Origin of the sequence: Micromonospora sp. NPDC007271 (assembly GCF_040634005.1) — a bacterium.
Taxonomy (GTDB): domain Bacteria; phylum Actinomycetota; class Actinomycetes; order Mycobacteriales; family Micromonosporaceae; genus Micromonospora.
In genome coordinates this window covers 1-18,265 of record NZ_JBEYER010000125.1, presented here as the reverse complement: position 1 = coordinate 18,265, position 18,265 = coordinate 1, and the positions used below count along the sequence as shown (strand labels likewise).

Genomic DNA, 18,265 nt, shown 5'->3' with positions numbered 1-18,265 from the left:
CACATGGCCAAGGTCTCCGGTGTGAGCCTGGACGAGGCCATCGCCCGGATCAAGGCGGCCGGGCTGGACTCGATCGCCGGTGCCGGTGCCGAGATGCTGCCGGACCGGCCGCGGCGGGCGATCGCTCCGCTGAAGGAGTCCGGGGCGCGCTGGCTGGAGGTCATGGAGCTGGCGCACCGGCAGGGCCTCGAGTCGACCGCGACCATGATGATGGGCACCGGCGAGACGAACGCCGAGCGGATCGAGCACCTGCGGATGATCCGTGACGTGCAGGACCGCACCGGTGGCTTCCGGGCGTTCATCCCGTGGACGTACCAGCCGGAGAACAACCACCTCAAGGGCCGCACCCAGGCGACCGCCCTGGAATACCTGCGGCTGATCGCGGTCGCCCGGCTCTTCTTCGAGACGGTGCCGCACCTCCAGGCGTCCTGGTTGACCACCGGCAAGGACGTCGGCCAGCTCGCCCTGCACATGGGCGTGGACGACCTCGGCTCGATCATGCTGGAGGAGAACGTCATCTCCTCGGCCGGTGCCCGGCACCGGTCCAACCTGCACGAGCTGATCGGCATGATCCGCACCGCCGAGCGGATCCCCGCGCAGCGGGACACCCTCTACCGCCGGCTCGCCGTGCACTGGACCCCCGCGGACGACCCGAACGACGACCGGGTCGTCTCGCACTTCTCCTCGATCGCCCTGCCCGGCGGCGGGGCCGGGAAGTCCCTGCCGCTCGTCGACGTCAGCTGAGCCCGATCCATCCACCGAACGCGCCCGTCCGGGCGCGTTCGGTGACTGCCCCGGTCTGCCGTGGGCTCAGCCGAACGGTCAATCGTTGCCTGTCACTGGGTCGATCTTGTCGGCCGTTCTCCGGAGGCCCGCGCAGGACCGTCGATGTCAAGAGCCATCAATTCGGGCAATCCTTAAGTGGCTCTTAGGCCCGCAGATGGTGAACGGTCGGCGTGTGGGGTGGCGAGGGTGACCGCGGACCGCTAACGTCCCCGCTCGTCCCCGCTCTTCTTCGATTCCCAAACGGGGGGATTGACTTCATGATCTTCCGTAACCGGCCGCTCGTGCGGCTCGGCGCCGCCGCGTTGCTCGCCTCCGGGGCGTTCACCGTCTTCGGCGCGCCCGCCCAGGCCGCCGGCACCGAGACCGACCTCGCCATCGACGTGGTCGGCACCCGGGTCGCCGAGGGCGCCAGCGCCAAGCTGGCGTTCGCCAAGGTGACCAACAAGGGCGAGAACACCCCGTCCGAACTGGGCGTCCGGGTTGACCTCTCCAAGGTCGACTTCACCAAGGTCGCCGTGTTCCCCTTCGTCGAGGGTGAGTGCGACGAGGAGGAGGGCGGCAAGGGCCTGACCTCGGTCACCTGCTGGGCCGACAAGGAATCACTTCCGGGCCCGGGCGAGACCATCGACCTCCCGGTCGCCCTGCTGAAGGCGACCGAGTCCCTGGACAAGGCGTACAGCGCCCCGGTCAACTTCACGGTGCTGTCCAAGGACGACACCAACAAGGACAACAACAGCAAGTCCGCCACCGTCGAGTTCACCAAGGAGAGCGGCGCGGACCTCGCCGTCATGGCCGACGACGTGAAGAACGCCGTCACGGTCAAGAACGGCAAGATCCAGGTTGCCGGCGACCTGCACGCGGGCGACACCGCCCAGCTGATCTACGACGTGTGGAACCAGGGCGACCGGGCCACCGCCGGTTTCAAGGTGACGGTGAAGCTGCCCAAGGGCGTGACCTTCACCGAGACCGAGGACGAGTGCGAGTACGCCACCGACAAGGCCTCGCTCGTCTGCACCTACCCCGAGCTTCCCTTCATCCCGGTGGAGCAGTGGGAGGGCGGCGATGACGTCCTTCCCGGCGGCACCTTCTACCACCTGCTCTCGGTGGGCGCGAACGTCAAGGCCGGTGCCCTGACCGGCGGCACCGTCTCGGTCGAGCCGATCCTGCCGGCCAAGACGCTCGGCGCCCAGTCGCTGAAGATCAAGAACATGCCGGAGAACATGGCTCCGCTGCAGGAGACCGATCTCGACCCGAGTGACAACACCGACGGCTACGCTGTCGTGGTCGCCGCCAAGGGCGGCGTCGGCGGTGGCGAGGGTGACGGCGGCGGTCTGCCGGTCACCGGCGCCAAGGCTGGCCTGATCGGTGGCATCGGCGTGGCCGTGCTGGCCGCCGGCGGGGCGATGTTCCTGGTCGCCCGCCGTCGCCGGGTGGTCCTGGTCACCCCGAGTGACGAGAAGCCGGCCGCCTGACGGTCGTCCTCTATCGGCCCGCGAGGGCCGTTCACATAACGCACGGCAGCCGGGGCGGGATGGATCACCATCCCGCCCCGGCTGTCTTCGCTCCACTGCGGAGGACCGAAACATATCGACGGGGACCTGGCGTGGCGCAACGTCGCTTCGGTAGCGTGGCGTACCCGGAGGGTGCCGCCCGCGGGCCGGCTGGCAGAGTGGAGGGGTGAGCCGTACCCCGCAGGGCCAGCGCGCCAGCCTGGACAAGCAGCCGCACGAGGTCGCCGCGATGTTCGACGGCGTGGCCGCCCGATACGACCTGACCAACACCGTCCTCTCCTTCGGACAGGACCGGTTCTGGCGGCGGGCCACCCGGGCCGCGCTCGGGCTGCGTCCCGGCGAGCGGGTGCTGGACGTGGGTGCCGGCACCGGCGTCTCGACCGAGGAGCTGGCCCACTCCGGGGCGTACGCGGTGGGCGCCGACCTGTCGCTCGGCATGCTGTACGCCGGCAAGCACACCCGCCCGCAGGTGCCGCTGCTGGCCGGCGACGCCCTGCGGCTGCCCTTCGCCGACGCCAGCTTCGACGCGGTGACCATCTCCTTCGCCCTGCGTAACGTCAACGACACCGACGCGGCGCTGCGCGAGCTGGCCCGGGTGACGCGGCCGGGTGGCCGGCTGGTGGTCTGCGAGTTCAGCACCCCGGTCAACCCCGCCTTCCGTACGGTCTACCTGTCGTACCTGATGCGCTCGCTGCCGGCGGTGGCGCGAGCGGTCTCCAGCAACCCCGACGCGTACGTCTACCTGGCCGAGTCGATCCGGGCCTGGCCGGATCAGGCGGCGCTCGCCGGGCGGATCGGCGCGGCGGGATGGAGCCGGGTGGCCTGGCGCAACCTGACCGGGGGTGTCGTCGCGCTGCACCGCGCGGTGCGGGACTGACGGCGAACGCGGCGGGCCGGGCATCAGCAACAAACCACCCGATTTCGTGAATATCCGTTTTTGCTCTACTTAGCCCCGTAAGCTCGGCCCATGACGGGACCAGGGCAGGCGGCCACGGACGACGACGCCGCGGAACTCATCGCGCAGCTCAAGGAGCTGGCCGGCGCGGATCCCGCGGACGTGCGGCAGGTGGTCGCCGAGGTGCTGGCCGCACTCGACCGCGCGGCCGGTGGCGCGCTGCGCGAGCACCTGCCGGAGACGATCCGCCTCGATGCCGGCCTCGGACCTGCCGCTTCGGCCCGTCCCTGAGGCCTAAGTGGAGGCTGACCGGCGCGTTTTCCCGAAGTTAGGTACCCCTCACCGGATACCGGTGTAACCCCGGTCATAGACTCCAACCCGATCAGCTTGTGAAGCATTTCACGAGCATTCGGGAGGAGGCGCAGATGACCGCGGTGGAGAACGACGCCGACGTGATCGTCGTGGGCGCCGGTCCCGGAGGATCGGCAACCGCGTACCACCTGGCTCGGCACGGCGCTCGGGTGCTGCTGCTGGAGAAGACCGAGTTTCCCCGCGAGAAGGTCTGCGGTGACGGGCTCACGCCGCGCGCCGTCCGGCAGCTGATCCGGATGGGCGTGGACACCTCGCCCGAGGCCGGCTGGCTGCACAACAGGGGCCTGCGGGTGATCGGCGGCGGGGTACGCCTGGAACTGGACTGGCCCGACCTGGCCAGCTTCCCCAACTACGGCCTGGTCCGGACCCGGCTCGACTTCGACGACCTGCTCGCCCAGCGGGCCGTCGCCGCCGGGGCGAAGCTGCGGACCAGCGTGAACGTGATCGGCCCGGTGCTCGATGCCGACGGTCGGGTGATCGGCGTGCAGGCCGAGGCGGGCCCGGACAAGGAGCCCGTCGCCTTCCACGCTCCGCTGGTGGTCGCCGCGGACGGCGTCTCCGGCCGGTTCCCGCTCGCCCTCGGGCTGGCCAAGCGGGAGGACCGGCCGATCGGCGTCGCGGTCCGCCGCTACTACCGCTCGCCCGCCAAGCACGACGACGACTACCTGGAGTCATGGCTGGAGCTGCGGGCCAAGGGCAGCGACGCGCTGCTGCCCGGCTACGGCTGGATCTTCGGCCTCGGCGACGGCCGGGTGAACGTCGGCCTGGGCGTCCTGAACTCGTCCGCCGCCTTCGGCAAGACCAACTACCGGCGGCTGCTCACCGACTGGCTGGCCAACACCCCGGAGGACTGGGGGATGACCGACGAGGCCAACGCGGAGGGGCCGATCCTCGGTGCCGCGCTGCCGATGGGCTTCAACCGGGTGCCGCACTACACCCGCGGCGTGCTGCTCGTCGGCGACTCCGGCGGCATGGTCAACCCGTTCAACGGCGAGGGCATCGCGTACGCGATGGAGTCCGGCGAGCTGGCCGCCGAGGTGGCGGTGCAGGCGCTCGCCCGGCCGGCCGGCGCCGAGCGGGAGCGGGCCCTGCAGGCGTACCCGCAGGAGCTGAAGGCCCGGTTCGGCGGCTACTACCGGCTCGGCGGGATCTTCGTGAAGCTGATCGGCCGCCCGGAGATCATGCGGATGGCCACCAAGCACGGCATGCCGCACCCGATGCTGATGCGCTTCGTACTCAAGCTGCTGGCCAACCTGACCGACCCCCGGGGTGGGGACGCGATGGACCGGGTCATCAACGCGATGACGAAGGTGGCACCAGCCGTCTAGCCCCCGTTCCACCCGGCGAAGTGCCCCCGGAACGGACAGAGACCGACCCCGCCGGCCGAGGTCATGAGGGACGTGAATAGTGTGATTTTCGCTAACCACCGAGGTCAGGGAAGGACGAGCAGGAGACAACGATGACGCTCTCTCCGTATGCACCGATCATCGGGCTGTTCGCCCTCGCCGCGGGGTTCGCGCTGTTCTCCGTGGCCGCTGCCCGACTCGCCGGCCCCCGGCGTCTGAACAAGGCCAAGCTCGAGGCGTACGAGTGCGGCATCGAGCCGAGCCCGCAGCCGGTCGGGGGCGGCCGGTTCCCGATCAAGTTCTACCTGACGGCGATGCTCTTCATCGTCTTCGACATCGAGATCATCTTCCTCTACCCCTGGGCGGTCTCCTTCGACGCCCTGCCGATCTTCGGCTTCGTGGAGATGGTCCTGTTCATCGTCGCGGTCTTCGTCGCCTACGCCTATGTCTGGCGGCGCGGCGGCCTGGACTGGGACTGAGGGAGGTACGGCAGATGGGCATCGAGGAGAAGCTTCCCTCCGGCGTCCTGCTCACCACCGTCGAGAAGCTGGTCAACTGGTCGCGGAAGTCGTCCGTCTGGGGCGCCACCTTCGGCCTGGCCTGCTGCGCCATCGAGATGATGGCGGCCGGCGGCCCGCACTACGACATGGGCCGCTGGGGCATGGAGGTCTTCCGGGCCTCGCCCCGGCAGGCGGACCTGATGATCGTGGCCGGCCGGGTGAGCCAGAAGATGGCCCCGGTCCTGCGCCAGATCTACGACCAGATGGCCGAGCCGCGCTGGGTGCTCTCCATGGGCGTCTGCGCCAGCAGCGGCGGCATGTTCAACAACTACGCCATCGTGCAGGGCGTCGACCACGTCGTCCCGGTCGACATGTACCTCCCGGGCTGCCCGCCCCGGCCCGAGATGCTCATCGACGCGGTCCTCAAGCTCCGCGAGAAGATCATGTACGAGCCGCTGGGCCCGAACGGCCGCAAGATGCTGGAGGCCCGCAAGGAGCGCGGTGACGTGCCCGTGGTGCCGTACGGCTCGATGCCGTCGTCGTACCGCAACGACAAGGCCCGGCGGGCCGAGTGGACCAGGGCGGTCCGCGAGGGCCGCGAGGAGCAGCTGCGGATCGAGAACTGGATGAAGGCCCAGAACCACCTCCACCCGCACGGGGGCCCGAAGTGAGCGCAACTGACGACAGGACCAACAACGGGGGTGTGCCGGTGCCGGTCACCCCGGCCGGGGCCACCAGCGGTGCGCCCGCCGAGCACCCGCCGGCCAGCCCCGCCGGCCGCGGCATGTTCGGCGTGCACGGCAGTGGCGACGTCTCCGGATACGGCGGCCTGGTCCGCCCGCGCAAGCCGATCGAGGAGAGCCCGCGGCCGTACGGCGGCTACTTCGACGAGGTCCGGGACGCGCTGGAGGAGGCGTACCCCGGGTTCGGCGACGCGATCGAGAAGGTTGTGGTCGACCGGGGCGAGCTGACCCTGCACGTCCGCCCGGAGCGGATCGCCGAGGTCTGCCAGGTGATGCGCGACGACCTGGCGCTCCGCTTCGAGCTCTGCTCCTCGGTGTCCGGCGTCGACTACCTGGGCGCGGAAGAGCGGCGGCTGCACGTCGTCTACCAGCTCACCTCGATGACCTTCCGGCGCCGGGTGCGGCTGGAGGCCGCGGTCTCCGCCGAGGACCCGCACCTGCCGAGTGTCACCAGCGTCTACCCGACCGCCGACTGGCAGGAGCGGGAGACGTACGACATGTTCGGCATCGTCTTCGACGGCCACCCCAACCTGACCCGGATCCTCATGCCGGACGACTGGGAGGGGCACCCGCAGCGCAAGGACTACCCCCTCGGCGGCGTGCCCGTCGAGTACAAGGGTGCGGAGATTCCCCCGCCGGACAAGCGGAGGTCGTACCAGTGAGCGCGAGGAGTGCAGCGAAGCGGAGCCCCGCAGTCGCGAACGGAGGGCTGGCACAGTGACGACGTCGAACTACGCGACCGAGCGCGAGACCACCGAGGGCAAGGTCTTCACCGTCACCGGTGGGGACTGGGACACGGTCGTCTCCGGCACCGATCCGATCAACGACGAGCGGATCGTCGTCAACATGGGCCCGCAGCACCCGTCCACGCACGGCGTGCTCCGGCTGATCCTGGAGCTGGAGGGCGAGACGGTCCGCGAGGCCCGCTCGGTCATCGGCTACCTGCACACCGGCATCGAGAAGAACCTCGAATACCGCAACTGGGTCCAGGGCTCGACCTTCGTGACCCGGATGGACTACCTCTCCCCGCTGTTCAACGAGACGGCGTACGCGCTGGCGGTGGAGAAGCTGCTCGGCATCACCGACGACATCACCGAGCGGGCCAACACCATCCGGGTGCTGATGATGGAGCTCAACCGGATCTCCTCGCACCTGGTCTGGCTGGCCACCACCGGCATGGAGCTGGGCGCGATCTCGATCATGCTGTACGGCTTCCGCGAGCGGGAGTACATCCTCGACATCTTCGAGACCATCACCGGCCTCCGCATGAACCACGCGTACGTGCGGCCGGGCGGGGTGGCCCAGGACGTGCCGGACGACGCGATCGTCAAGATCCGCAAGTTCCTCAAGATGATGCCGGAGAAGCTCAAGGAGTACGAGGACCTCCTCTCCGGCCAGCCGATCTGGACCGAGCGCACCAAGAACGTCGCGGTGCTCGACGTGACCGGCTGCCTCGCGCTCGGCGTCACCGGCCCGGTGCTCCGCTCCGCCGGTCTCGCCTGGGACCTGCGCAAGACCATGCCGTACTGCGGCTACGAGACGTACGAGTTCGACGTCCCGACCCACACCGACGGTGACGTCTGGGGCCGCTACCTGGTCCGGCTCGCCGAGATCCGCGAGTCGCTGAAGCTGGTCGAGCAGGCGGTGGACCGGCTCGGCAAGCGCGGCCCGGTGATGGTCTCCGACAAGAAGATCGCCTGGCCGGCCCAGCTCGCCATCGGCGTCGACGGCATGGGCAACTCGCTGGAGCACGTCGCCAAGATCATGGGTCAGTCGATGGAGTCGCTGATCCACCACTTCAAGCTCGTCACCGAGGGCTTCCGGGTCCCGCCGGGCCAGGTGTACGTCGGCATCGAGTCGCCCCGCGGCGAGCTGGGCGTGCACGCGGTCTCCGACGGTGGCACCCGGCCGTACCGGGTGCACTACCGGGAGCCGAGCTTCGTCAACCTCCAGGCGCTCCCGGCGATGGCCGAGGGCGGCCTGATCGCCGACGTGATCGCCGGTGGTGCCTCGCTGGACCCCGTGATGGGTGGTTGTGACCGATGAGTGTGTTTACGGAAGAGACCCGGGCCCGGGCGCGGGAGATCATCGCCCGGTACCCGGCGGACCGGTCCCGCTCGGCGCTGCTGCCGTTGCTGCACCTGGTCCAGTCCGAGGAGGGGTACGTCTCCCCGGCCGGGGTGGAGTTCTGCGCCGAGGTGCTCGGCCTGAACAAGGCCCAGGTCGGTGCGGTGGCCACCTTCTACACCATGTACAAGCGCAAGCCGACCGGCGACTACCTGGTCAGCGTCTGCACCAACACGATGTGCAACGTGCTGGGCGGCCAGGAGGTCTACGACACCCTGTCCGAGCACCTGGGCGTCGGGCACGACGAGACCACCGAGGACGGCAAGATCACCCTGGAGCACGCCGAGTGCCTGGCGGCGTGTGACTACGGCCCGGTCATGACGGTCAACTACGACTTCTTCGACAACGTCGACCCGCAGGCCGCGCTCGGCGTCGTCGAGGAGCTGCGGGCCGGGGGGCGGCCGATGCCGACCCGGGGCGCCCGCCTCTGCACGCTGAAGGAGATGGCCGTCCAGCTCGCCGGCTTCGCCGACGAGCGGGCGGGAGCGGTCGGCGACGGCGGGCCGGGCGAGCCGACCCTGCGCGGCGTGCGGCTCGCCGAGCAGCACGGTATCTCGGTGCCGGGCTTCGACCCGAACACCCCGATCCGCAGCAAGGAAGCGGAGGCTCAGAAGTGACGACGCCTCGGCCGGAGACGCTGGCCAAGCTGACGCCGGTGCTGACCAAGCGCTGGCTGTCGCCGGACGCCTGGCGCATCGGCACCTACGAGAAGCTGGACGGCTACGCCGCCCTGCGCAAGGCGCTCGGGGCGCACCCGGACGACCTGATCCAACTGATCAAGGACTCCGGGCTGCGCGGGCGCGGCGGCGCGGGCTTCCCGACCGGTCTCAAGTGGGGGTTCATTCCCCAGGGCGACGGCAAGCCGCACTACCTGGTGGTGAACGCCGACGAGGGCGAGCCGGGCACCTGCAAGGACCTGCCGCTGATGACCCACGACCCGCACTCGCTGGTCGAGGGCGTGATCATCGCGTCGTACGCGATCCGGGCCAACCGCGCGTACATCTACATCCGCGGTGAGGCGGTGCACGCCGCCCGCCGGCTGCGCAACGCCGTGCAGGAGGCGTACGCCAAGGGCTACCTCGGGCGGAACATCCTCGGCAGCGGGTTCGACCTGGAGTTGGTGGTGCACTCCGGCGCCGGGGCGTACATCTGCGGCGAGGAGACCGCGCTGCTGGACTCGCTGGAGGGCTTCCGGGGCCAGCCCCGGCTGCGCCCGCCGTTCCCGGCGACCCACGGCCTGTACGCCAGCCCGACCGTGGTCAACAACGTCGGCACCATCGCCAGCGTGCCGTACATCGTGCTCGGCGGCGCCGAGTGGTGGAAGACCATGGGTACGGAGAAGTCCTCCGGCCCGATGATCTACTCGCTCTCCGGTCGGATCGCCAACCCGGGCCAGTACGAGTGCTCGATGGGGATCACCCTGCGCGAGCTGATCGAGCTGGCCGGCGGCATGCAGCCCGGGCACAACCTGAAGTTCTGGACCCCGGGCGGCTCGTCGACGCCGCTGCTCACCGCCGAGCACCTGGACGTGCCGCTGGACTTCGAGGGGGTGGCGGCGGCCGGCTCGATCCTGGGCACCACGGCCACGCAGATCTTCTCCGACCAGGACTGCCCGGTGTACGCGACCTACCGGTGGCTGGAGTTCTACCACCACGAGTCGTGCGGCAAGTGCACGCCGTGCCGCGAGGGCAACTACTGGATGGTCCGGGTCTACCGGCGGATCCTCGCCGGCCAGGGCACCCATGAGGACCTGGACACCCTGCTCGACACCTGCGACAACATCCTCGGCCGCTCGTTCTGCGGCCTGGGCGACGGTGCGACCAGCTCGGTGACCTCGTCGCTGCAGTACTTCAAGCAGGACTACCTCGACTACATCGAGGGACGTACCGCGCCGAAGCTCTCCGACAAGCAGTTGGTGGGAGCCCACTGATGACCGACGTAGCCAAGCAGACCGAGACCGTCACCCTCACCATCGACGGCGTCCAGGTCACCGCGCCCAAGGGGGCGCTGCTGATCCGGGTCGCCGAGCAGCTGGGCACCGAGATCCCGCGGTTCTGCGACCACCCGCTGCTGGCCCCGGCCGGCGCCTGCCGACAGTGCCTGGTGGAGGTGGAGGGCCAGCGCAAGCCGGTCGCCTCCTGCACCCAGACCGTCGCCGACGGCATGGTGGTCCGCACCCAGCTGACCTCGCCGGTCGCCAAGAAGGCGCAGGAGGGGGTGATGGAGCTGCTGCTCCTCAACCACCCCCTGGACTGCCCGATGTGTGACAAGGGCGGCGAGTGCCCGCTGCAGAACCAGGCGATGTCCACCGGCCGGACGGACTCCCGGTTCCACGAGCACAAGCGGGAGTACGAGAAGCCGCTGGAGATCAGCACCCAGGTGCTGCTCGACCGCGAGCGGTGCGTGCTCTGCCAGCGCTGCACCCGGTTCTCCGAGGAGATCGCCGGCGACAAGTTCATCGACCTGATGAACCGGTCGTCCGCCGAGGAGATCAACATCTACCGGGACGAGGCGTACGGGGACGAGGGCGACGCCGGTGACGTCCCGTTCAACTCGTACTTCTCCGGCAACACCGTGCAGATCTGCCCCGTGGGCGCGCTGACCGGCGCGCAGTACCGGTTCCGGGCCCGCCCGTTCGACCTGGTCTCCACCCCCAGCGTCTGCGAGCACTGCTCGGCCGGCTGCGCCCAGCGCACCGACTGGCGGCGCGGCAAGGTCCTGCGCCGGCTGGCCGGCGACGACCCGGCGGTGAACGAGGAGTGGAACTGCGACAAGGGCCGCTGGGGCTTCCAGTACAGCCGTGCGTTCGACCGGCTCACCACCCCGCTGGTCCGCGACGAGCGGACCGGTGAGCTGCGCGAGGCGTCCTGGAGCGAGGCACTGACCCGGGCCGCCGAGGGGCTGCGCGCCGCCCGGGACGGCGGGTCGGGCACGGCGGTGCTCACCGGCGGCCGGCTGACCGTCGAGGACGCCTACGCGTACGCGAAGTTCGCCCGGGTCGCGCTGCACACCAACGACATCGACTTCCGGGCCCGCCCGGTCTCCCGTGAGGAGGCCGAGTTCCTGGCCAGCAGCGTCGCCGGGGTCACCGACGTGACCTACACCGACGTGGAGAACGCGCCCGCGGTGGTGCTGGTCGGCCTGGAGCCGGAGGAGGAGTGCCCGATCCTCTTCCTGCGGCTGCGCAAGGCGTACCTGAAGAACAAGCTGACCGTGTACGCGATCGCGCCGTTCGCCACCCGTGGCCTGGAGAAGCTCGGGGCCAAGCTGGCCCGGGTGGTGCCGGGCGAGGAGGCCAGCGTGCTGGCCGAGCACGCCACGGTGACCGAGGCGCTGAGCCGGCCGGGGGCGATCCTGATCGTCGGCGAGCGGCTGGGCGCGGTGCCGGGCGGGCTCTCCGCCGCGGCGGACGTCGCCCGGCGTACCGGCGCGAAGCTGGCCTGGGTGCCGCGGCGCGCGGGTGACCGCGGCGCGGTCGACGCGGGCTGCCTGCCCAACCTGCTCCCCGGTGGCCGCCCGGTCACCGAGCCGGCCGCCCGCGCCGAGCTGGGCGAGGCGTGGGACATCGCGGCCGGGGTGATCCCGAGCCAGGCCGGCCGGGACACCGACGGCATCCTCGTCGCGGCGGCCAACGGCCAGCTCGGCGCCCTCGTGGTGGCCGGTGTGGACCCGGCCGACCTGGCCGATCCGCGCCTGGCCGAGCAGGCCCTGGACGCGGTGCCGTTCCTGGTCAGCCTGGAGCTGCGGATGAGCGCGGTGGCCCGCCGGGCGGACGTGGTCTTCCCGGTCGCGCCGGTGGTCGAGAAGGCCGGCAGCTTCCTGGACTGGGAGGGCCGGCTGCGCACCTTCGAGAAGGTGCTGGACACCGCCGCGATGAGCGACGGCCGGGTGCTCGACGCGCTGGCCGCGCAGCTCGACGTCCAGCTGGGCACCGGCGACGTGACGAGCGTCCGGCGGGAGCTGGGCGCGCTGCCGGCGACCCGGGTGGACCGCCCGGCCCCGCCGATGGTCGAGCCGGCCGCCGTGCCGCAGCCCGGTGCGGGCGAGGCCGTGCTGGCCACCTGGCACCAGCTGATCGACCTGGGCACCCTCACCGACGGCGACGAGCACCTCGCCGGCACCGCCCGCCCGCCGGTGGTGCGGCTGGGCAAGGGCACCGCCGAGGCGATCGGCGTGGCCGACGGCGACCCGGTGACCGTGGGCACCGACCGCGGCGCGGTCACCCTGCCGGCGGCGATCACCGAGATGCCGGACGGTGTGGTCTGGTTGCCGACCAACTCACCCGGCTCGACCGTCCGGCGCAGCCTCGGCGCGGCGGCCGGCGAGGTCGTGCAGGTCTCCGCCGGCGCGGTCGCGCCCGTCCCGGCCGGACGTGTCGCCGCGGACGCCGCCGGTCGCCCGGGTCCGCTCCTCAACGCAGGGGGTGTTCAGTGAGCCCGGTCATCCTGGCCGCGCAGGATCCGACGCTGGCCGACTTCGGCAGGGACCCGTGGTGGCTGGTCCTGATCAAGATCCTGTTCGCCTTCGTGTTCTGCATGCTGGCCACGCTGCTCGGCGTCTGGTTCGAGCGGCGGGTCGTCGCCCGCATGGCGGTGCGGCCCGGCCCCAACCAGGTCGGCCCGTTCGGCCTGCTGCAGACCCTCGCCGACGGCCTGAAGCTGGCCTTCAAGGAGGACATCCTCCCGAAGGCCGCCGACAAGGTCGTCTACTTCTTCGCCCCGGTGATCTCGGTGATCTGCGCGGTCACCGCGCTGTCGGTGATTCCGTTCGGGCCGATGGTCAGCATCTTCGGAAACTGGACGCCGCTGCAGGTCACCGACGTGCCGGTGGCGGTGCTGCTGCTGCTGGCCTGCTCCTCCCTGGCCGTGTACGGCATCGTGCTCGGCGGCTGGGCCTCCGGCTCGACGTACCCGCTGCTCGGCGGCCTGCGCTCCGCCGCTCAGCTGGTCTCGTACGAGGTCGCGATGGGCCTGAGTATCGTGGCGGTGTTCATGACCGCCGGCACGATGTCCACCAGCGGGATCGTCGCCGCTCAGGCCGGCAGCCAGCAGGTGAGCTGGTCGATCCTCGGCTGGCACCCGACCGCGCCGGGCTGGTACGCCATCCTGCTGCTGCCGAGCTTCATCATCTTCTTCATCGCCATGGTCGCCGAGACGAACCGGGCTCCGTTCGACCTGCCCGAGGCCGAGTCCGAGCTGGTGGCAGGCTTCCAAACGGAGTACAGCTCGCTGAAGTTCGCGCTGTTCATGCTCAGCGAGTACGTCGCGATGGTGAGCATGTCCGCGGTCACCACGACGCTGTTCCTCGGCGGTTGGCGGGCCCCCTGGCCGATCACCCTCTGGGCGGGTGCCAACTCGGGTTGGTGGCCGATGCTCTGGTTCTTCGGCAAGGTGATCCTCCTGGTCTTCGTCTTCGTCTGGCTGCGGGGCACCCTGCCCCGGCTCCGGTACGACCAGTTCATGCGCTTCGGCTGGAAGGTCCTGCTGCCGATCAGCCTGGTCTGGATCCTGGTGCTGAGCGGGCTCCGCTCGATCGAGGACTGGCAGACCAAGGACCGGCTGCTCGCCACCGGCATCGGCGCGGGCGTGCTGCTGCTGGCCACGCTCTTCTGGCCGAGCAAGAAGAAGGAGCCGAAGCCGACGCTCCAGGAGCAGGTCAACAGCCGTCCGCACGGCAGCTTCCCGCTGCCGCCGCTGGATCTTCAGGTACCACCGAGCCCGCGCACCAGGCGCGTGGTCGCCGAGCGGGAGCCGGCCAACGTCGTCGCCGGCTCGGACCCCAGGGAGGTGTGACGTGGGCGCGATCACCGGAATGTTCAAGGGCTTCGGGGTCACCTTCTCGCACATGTTCAAGAAGGTCGTCACCACCGACTACCCGTTCAAGCCGCCGGTGTCGGCGCCGCGCTACCACGGGCGGCACATCCTCAACCGGCACCCGGACGGCCTGGAGAAGTGCATCGGCTGCGAGCTGTGCGCCTGGGCCTGTCCGGCGGACGCGATCTACGTGGAGGGTGGCGACAACACCGAGGAGCAGCGCTTCTCCCCGGGTGAGCGGTACGCCAGCGTCTACCAGATCAACTACGCCCGGTGCATCTTCTGCGGGCTCTGCATCGAGGCCTGCCCGACCCGTTCGCTCACCATGAGCAACGAGTACGAGCTGGCCCGGGACAACCGGCAGGACCTGATCTTCACAAAGGAGCAGCTGCTCGCGCCGCTGCTGCCCGGCATGGAGCAGCCGCCGCACCCGATGCGGCTGGGCGACAGCGAGAAGGACTACTACGTCGGCGCGCTGACCAACCCGGGCACCTCGGCCGGTGCGGAGCACTCGCCGATGGGGCCGGGCCGGTACCAGGTGGAGGAGCACCCCGGCGTGACCTTCCCCGGTGCCGAGCAGGCGGCCCAGCGGGCCGCGGCAGGCAAGGGAGACACCGCATGACCACGCAGACGCTGCTCGCCGAGGCGGCCTCGGTTCCCACCGGCGAGGCGGTGACCTTCTGGATCCTCGCCCCGCTGGCGCTGCTCGGCGCGGTCGGCATGGTCTGGGCGCGCAACGCGGTGCACTCGGCGCTCTGGCTGGTGCTGACGATGCTCTGCCTGGGCGTGTTCTACGTCCTGCAGGCCGGGCCGTTCATCGGCATGGTGCAGATCATCGTCTACACCGGCGCGATCATGATGCTCTTCCTGTTCGTGCTGATGCTGGTCGGCCGGGACTCCTCGGACTCGCTGATCGAGACGCTGCGTGGGCAGCGGACGGCGGCGATCGTGCTGGCGCTCGGCTTCGCCGGCCTGGTCGGCACGGGCCTGTTCCGCGCTCTCGAAGGGGTCACCGCGGTCGGCCTGGACAAGCCGAACGCCGAGGGCAACGTGCCGGGCATCGCCCGGCTGCTCTTCACCAAGTACGTGTTCGCCTTCGAGCTGACCTCCGCGCTGCTGATCACGGCGGCGGTCGGGGCGATGGTGCTGGCGCACGTGGAGCGGCGCAAGGAGGACCGGATGGACCAGGTCGCCACCATGAAGGCCCGGTTCCGCCCCGGCAACTACCCCGGCCCGAAGCCCGGCCCGGGTGTCTTCGCCACCTCCTCCTCGGTGGCCACCCCGGCCCGCCTGCCGGACGGCCGGCTGACCGATCGCAGCATCCCCGAGATCCTGCCGGTCCGGGAGCTGTCCGCGGAGGAGACCTCCCTGAAGGGGACGGACAAGTAATGGAAGAGTTCTTCTCGGTCGAGCCGAACTACTACCTGGTCCTTGCCGCGGTGCTGTTCACCATCGGCGCGGTCGGGGTGCTGGTCCGGCGTAACGCGATCGTCCTGTTCATGTGCGTCGAGCTGATGCTCAACGCGGCCAACCTGACGCTCGTCACCTTCAGCCGGATCAACGGCGACCTGAACGGCCAGATCATGGCGTTCTTCGTGATGGTGGTGGCGGCGGCCGAGGTAGTGGTCGGGCTCGCGATCATCATGTCGATCTTCCGGACCCGGCGCTCGGCGAGCGTCGACGACGCCAACCTGCTGAAGTACTGAGGGGCCTGCGGTGGAAGAGATTCTGACGTTCGCGGCAGCCGAGCCGACCGGCGTCGCTTTCGCTCCGGCGAGTGGTCTCCTGGGCAGTGTCTGGCTGCTGGTGGCCGTTCCGCTGGTCAGCGCGGCGATCCTGCTGCTGCTCGGCCGGCGGGCGGACCGCTGGGGCCACTGGCTGGGGGTGGGCGCGATCGGCGCCGCCTTCGTGCTCGGCCTGACCTATTTCCTCCAGCTCCGCGGCCTGGAGAACAAGCAGGTCCAGCTGAGCCTCTGGCAGTTCATCACGGTCGGCGATTTCAAGGTGGACTTCGGTCTGCTCTTCGACCCGCTGGCCGCGGTCTTCGTCCTGCTGATCACCGGGGTGGGCTTCCTGATCCACCTCTACGCGGTCGAGTACATGGCGCACGACGAGGGCCGGCGACGGTTCTTCGGGTACTTCAACCTGTTCGTCGCCGCGATGCTGCTGCTGGTGCTCGGCAACAACTACGTGATGCTCTACTTCGGCTGGGAGGGCGTCGGTCTGGCGTCGTACCTGCTGATCTCCTTCTGGTACGGACGGCCGAGCGCGGCCACCGCCGGAAAGAAGGCGTTCCTGATGAACCGGGTCGGCGACGCCGGCCTGGCCATCGGCATCTTCATCATGTTCGCCACCCTGGGCACCACCCAGTACGACCAGGTCTTCAACGGCGTGGCATCGCTGGGCGGCGCCACGGTGCTGGTGCTCGGCCTCCTGCTGCTGCTCGGCGCGACCGGCAAGTCCGGCCAGTTCCCGCTGCAGGCGTGGCTGCCGGACGCGATGGAGGGCCCGACCCCGGTCTCCGCGCTCATCCACGCGGCCACCATGGTCACCGCGGGCGTCTATCTGATCGCCCGGTCCAACCCGATCTTCTCGGCCAACACCACGCTCCAGCTGGTGGTGGTCAGCGTCGGCGCGATCACCCTGCTGATGGGCTGTCTCATCGGCGCGGCCAAGGACGACATCAAGCGGGTGCTGGCCTGGTCCACGGTGAGCCAGATCGGCTACATGTTCCTCGGTGTCGGCCTGGGCGGCGCGGCGTACGCGCTGGCCATCGTGCACCTGCTGGCGCACGGCTTCTTCAAGGCCAACATGTTCCTCGGCGCCGGCTCGGTCATGCACGGCATGAACGACCAGGTGGACATCCGCCGCTTCGGCGCGCTGTCGAAGCACATGAAGGTCACCTGGCTGACCTTCATGATGGGCTGGCTCGCCATCATCGGCATCCCGCCGCTGTCCGGCTTCTTCTCCAAGGAGCCGATCATCGTGGAGGCGTTCAAGCGGGGGGACTGGACCTCCTGGCTCTTCGGCGGCGCGGCGCTGCTCGGCGCCGGGCTGACCGCCTTCTACATGACCCGGCTCTTCGTGCTCACCTTCCACGGCCCGGCCCGCTGGACCGAGGACATCGAGCACCCGCACGAATCGCCGAAGCTGATGACCGTCCCGCTGATCCTGCTGGCGATCGGCTCGGTCGCCGCCGGTGGTCTGATGGCCACCACCGTGCCGGACTGGCTGGCCGCCACCGCCGGCCTCGGCGGCGAGCACCCGGAGCACCACCCGGTCCTCGCGCACTGGCTGATCACCGCGCTGTCGATCGTGGTCACCGTGCTCGGCGCCGGGCTGGCCTGGATGCTGTTCCGCAGCGGCACGGCCACCGAGCCGCAGCCGGCCGGGGTGCTGGTCACCGCCGCCCGCCGGAACCTCTACACGGACGCCTTCAACGAGGCGGTCTTCGAGAAGCCGGGCATCTTCCTCACCCGGGCGCTGGTCTTCCTCGACAACCGGGGCGTCGACGGGCTGGTCAACGGCCTGGCCGCCGCGGTGGGCGGAGGCTCGGGCCGACTCCGGCGGCTGCAGACCGGTTTCGTGCGGTCGTACGCGACCTCGATCCTGACCGGTGCGCTGCTCGTGGTGGCGGCGTTCCTGGCGGTGCAGCAGGGGTGGTTGGCGTGATCGACCTCAACGCGGCCGCCCCCGCCGGCGGACCATGCAGTCACGACGGAGGTAAGGCCGAATAATGTCCAACTTCCCGTTCCTCTCGGTGCTGACCGTGGCACCGCTGGTCGGCGCACTGGTCGTGGCGCTGCTGCCGCGCCGCCGGCCGGACCTGGCCAAACTGGTGGCGTTCGGCTGGTCGCTGCTGGTCCTGGTGCTGTCGGTGGTGATGTGGATCGCCTTCCAGGCCGACGGCGACCGGTTCCAGTTCCGCGAGTCGTACGCGTGGATCCCGAACTGGGGGGTCAACTTCACCTTCGCGGCCGACGGCATCGCGCTGGTCATGCTGATGCTGATCGCGATCCTGGTGCCGCTGGTGATCCTGGCCTCCTGGCACGACGCCGAGTCGTCGAAGCGCTCGGTGCCGGTCTACTTCGCGCTGCTGCTCGTCCTCGAGTGCACGATGATCGGCGTCTTCGCGGCCGCCGACGTCTTCCTCTTCTACGTGTTCTTCGAGG

16 protein-coding genes and 2 pseudogenes are annotated in these 18,265 nt (G+C 70.1%); all 18 read left to right on the top strand.

Annotated features, from left to right (window positions below; all coding sequences use genetic code 11):
• A partial coding sequence (locus tag ABZ570_RS30275; protein WP_358070961.1) for a radical SAM protein occupies nt 1-744 on the top strand: 744 nt, incomplete at its 5' end.
• Between the two features lie 299 nt (nt 745-1,043).
• The gene (locus ABZ570_RS30270) at nt 1,044-2,258 is read left to right on the top strand and encodes a hypothetical protein (RefSeq protein ID WP_358070959.1); all 1,215 of its coding nucleotides are present in this window, start codon (nt 1,044-1,046) and stop codon (nt 2,256-2,258) included.
• A 205-nt stretch (nt 2,259-2,463) separates the two neighbouring features.
• Entirely contained in the window at nt 2,464-3,174 is a 711-nt protein-coding gene (locus ABZ570_RS30265; protein ID WP_358070957.1) for a demethylmenaquinone methyltransferase, read from the top strand.
• A 90-nt stretch (nt 3,175-3,264) separates the two neighbouring features.
• Nucleotides 3,265-3,483, top strand: a complete 219-nt coding sequence (locus ABZ570_RS30260; protein WP_358070955.1) for a hypothetical protein — start codon at nt 3,265-3,267, stop codon at nt 3,481-3,483.
• Between the two features lie 134 nt (nt 3,484-3,617).
• Nucleotides 3,618-4,892 (top strand): geranylgeranyl reductase family protein, encoded by a 1,275-nt coding sequence (locus ABZ570_RS30255; protein WP_358070953.1) that lies wholly within the window; start codon nt 3,618-3,620, stop codon nt 4,890-4,892.
• Nucleotides 4,893-5,023: 131 nt separating this feature from the next.
• Nucleotides 5,024-5,389: an NADH-quinone oxidoreductase subunit A gene (locus tag ABZ570_RS30250; RefSeq protein WP_358070951.1), complete on the top strand. Its 366-nt coding sequence runs from the start codon at nt 5,024-5,026 to the stop codon at nt 5,387-5,389.
• Nucleotides 5,390-5,403: 14 nt separating this feature from the next.
• Nucleotides 5,404-6,081: an NADH-quinone oxidoreductase subunit B gene (locus ABZ570_RS30245; protein ID WP_089004430.1), complete on the top strand. Its 678-nt coding sequence runs from the start codon at nt 5,404-5,406 to the stop codon at nt 6,079-6,081.
• Nucleotides 6,078-6,815 carry an NADH-quinone oxidoreductase subunit C gene (locus tag ABZ570_RS30240; protein ID WP_358070949.1) on the top strand — a complete coding sequence of 246 codons (738 nt, stop codon included), beginning with the start codon at nt 6,078-6,080 and terminating at the stop codon, nt 6,813-6,815. The genes ABZ570_RS30245 and ABZ570_RS30240 overlap by 4 nt, the downstream gene beginning before the upstream one ends.
• A 55-nt stretch (nt 6,816-6,870) precedes the next feature.
• On the top strand, nt 6,871-8,199 hold the full coding sequence (locus ABZ570_RS30235) for an NADH-quinone oxidoreductase subunit D (protein ID WP_358070947.1): 1,329 nt from the start codon (nt 6,871-6,873) through the stop codon (nt 8,197-8,199).
• A pseudogene (nuoE, locus tag ABZ570_RS30230) lies at nt 8,196-8,888 on the top strand (NADH-quinone oxidoreductase subunit NuoE); the annotation flags it as partial. The gene ABZ570_RS30235 and the pseudogene nuoE, both read left to right, overlap by 4 nt.
• Before the next feature lie 5 nt (nt 8,889-8,893).
• Nucleotides 8,894-10,210 (top strand): NADH-quinone oxidoreductase subunit NuoF, encoded by a 1,317-nt coding sequence (gene nuoF / locus ABZ570_RS30225; protein WP_358070945.1) that lies wholly within the window; start codon nt 8,894-8,896, stop codon nt 10,208-10,210.
• Entirely contained in the window at nt 10,210-12,714 is a 2,505-nt protein-coding gene (locus ABZ570_RS30220) for an NADH-quinone oxidoreductase subunit G (RefSeq protein WP_358070943.1), read from the top strand. Before nuoF ends, ABZ570_RS30220 begins: the two co-directional genes overlap by 1 nt.
• Entirely contained in the window at nt 12,711-14,072 is a 1,362-nt protein-coding gene (gene nuoH / locus ABZ570_RS30215; RefSeq protein ID WP_358070941.1) for an NADH-quinone oxidoreductase subunit NuoH, read from the top strand. Before ABZ570_RS30220 ends, nuoH begins: the two co-directional genes overlap by 4 nt.
• Nucleotide 14,073: 1 nt before the next feature.
• Nucleotides 14,074-14,715 (top strand): NADH-quinone oxidoreductase subunit NuoI, encoded by a 642-nt coding sequence (gene nuoI, locus ABZ570_RS30210; RefSeq protein WP_358070939.1) that lies wholly within the window; start codon nt 14,074-14,076, stop codon nt 14,713-14,715.
• Nucleotides 14,712-15,482, top strand: coding sequence for an NADH-quinone oxidoreductase subunit J (locus ABZ570_RS30205; RefSeq protein ID WP_358070937.1), 771 nt, complete (start codon nt 14,712-14,714; stop codon nt 15,480-15,482). Before nuoI ends, ABZ570_RS30205 begins: the two co-directional genes overlap by 4 nt.
• Nucleotides 15,482-15,799: an NADH-quinone oxidoreductase subunit NuoK gene (nuoK, locus tag ABZ570_RS30200; protein ID WP_089004423.1), complete on the top strand. Its 318-nt coding sequence runs from the start codon at nt 15,482-15,484 to the stop codon at nt 15,797-15,799. The genes ABZ570_RS30205 and nuoK overlap by 1 nt, the downstream gene beginning before the upstream one ends.
• A gap of 10 nt (nt 15,800-15,809) precedes the next feature.
• Nucleotides 15,810-17,765 (top strand): NADH-quinone oxidoreductase subunit L, encoded by a 1,956-nt coding sequence (gene nuoL, locus ABZ570_RS30195; RefSeq protein ID WP_358070935.1) that lies wholly within the window; start codon nt 15,810-15,812, stop codon nt 17,763-17,765.
• A 64-nt stretch (nt 17,766-17,829) separates the two neighbouring features.
• Nucleotides 17,830-18,265 (top strand): annotated as a pseudogene (locus ABZ570_RS30190) (NADH-quinone oxidoreductase subunit M); the annotation flags it as partial.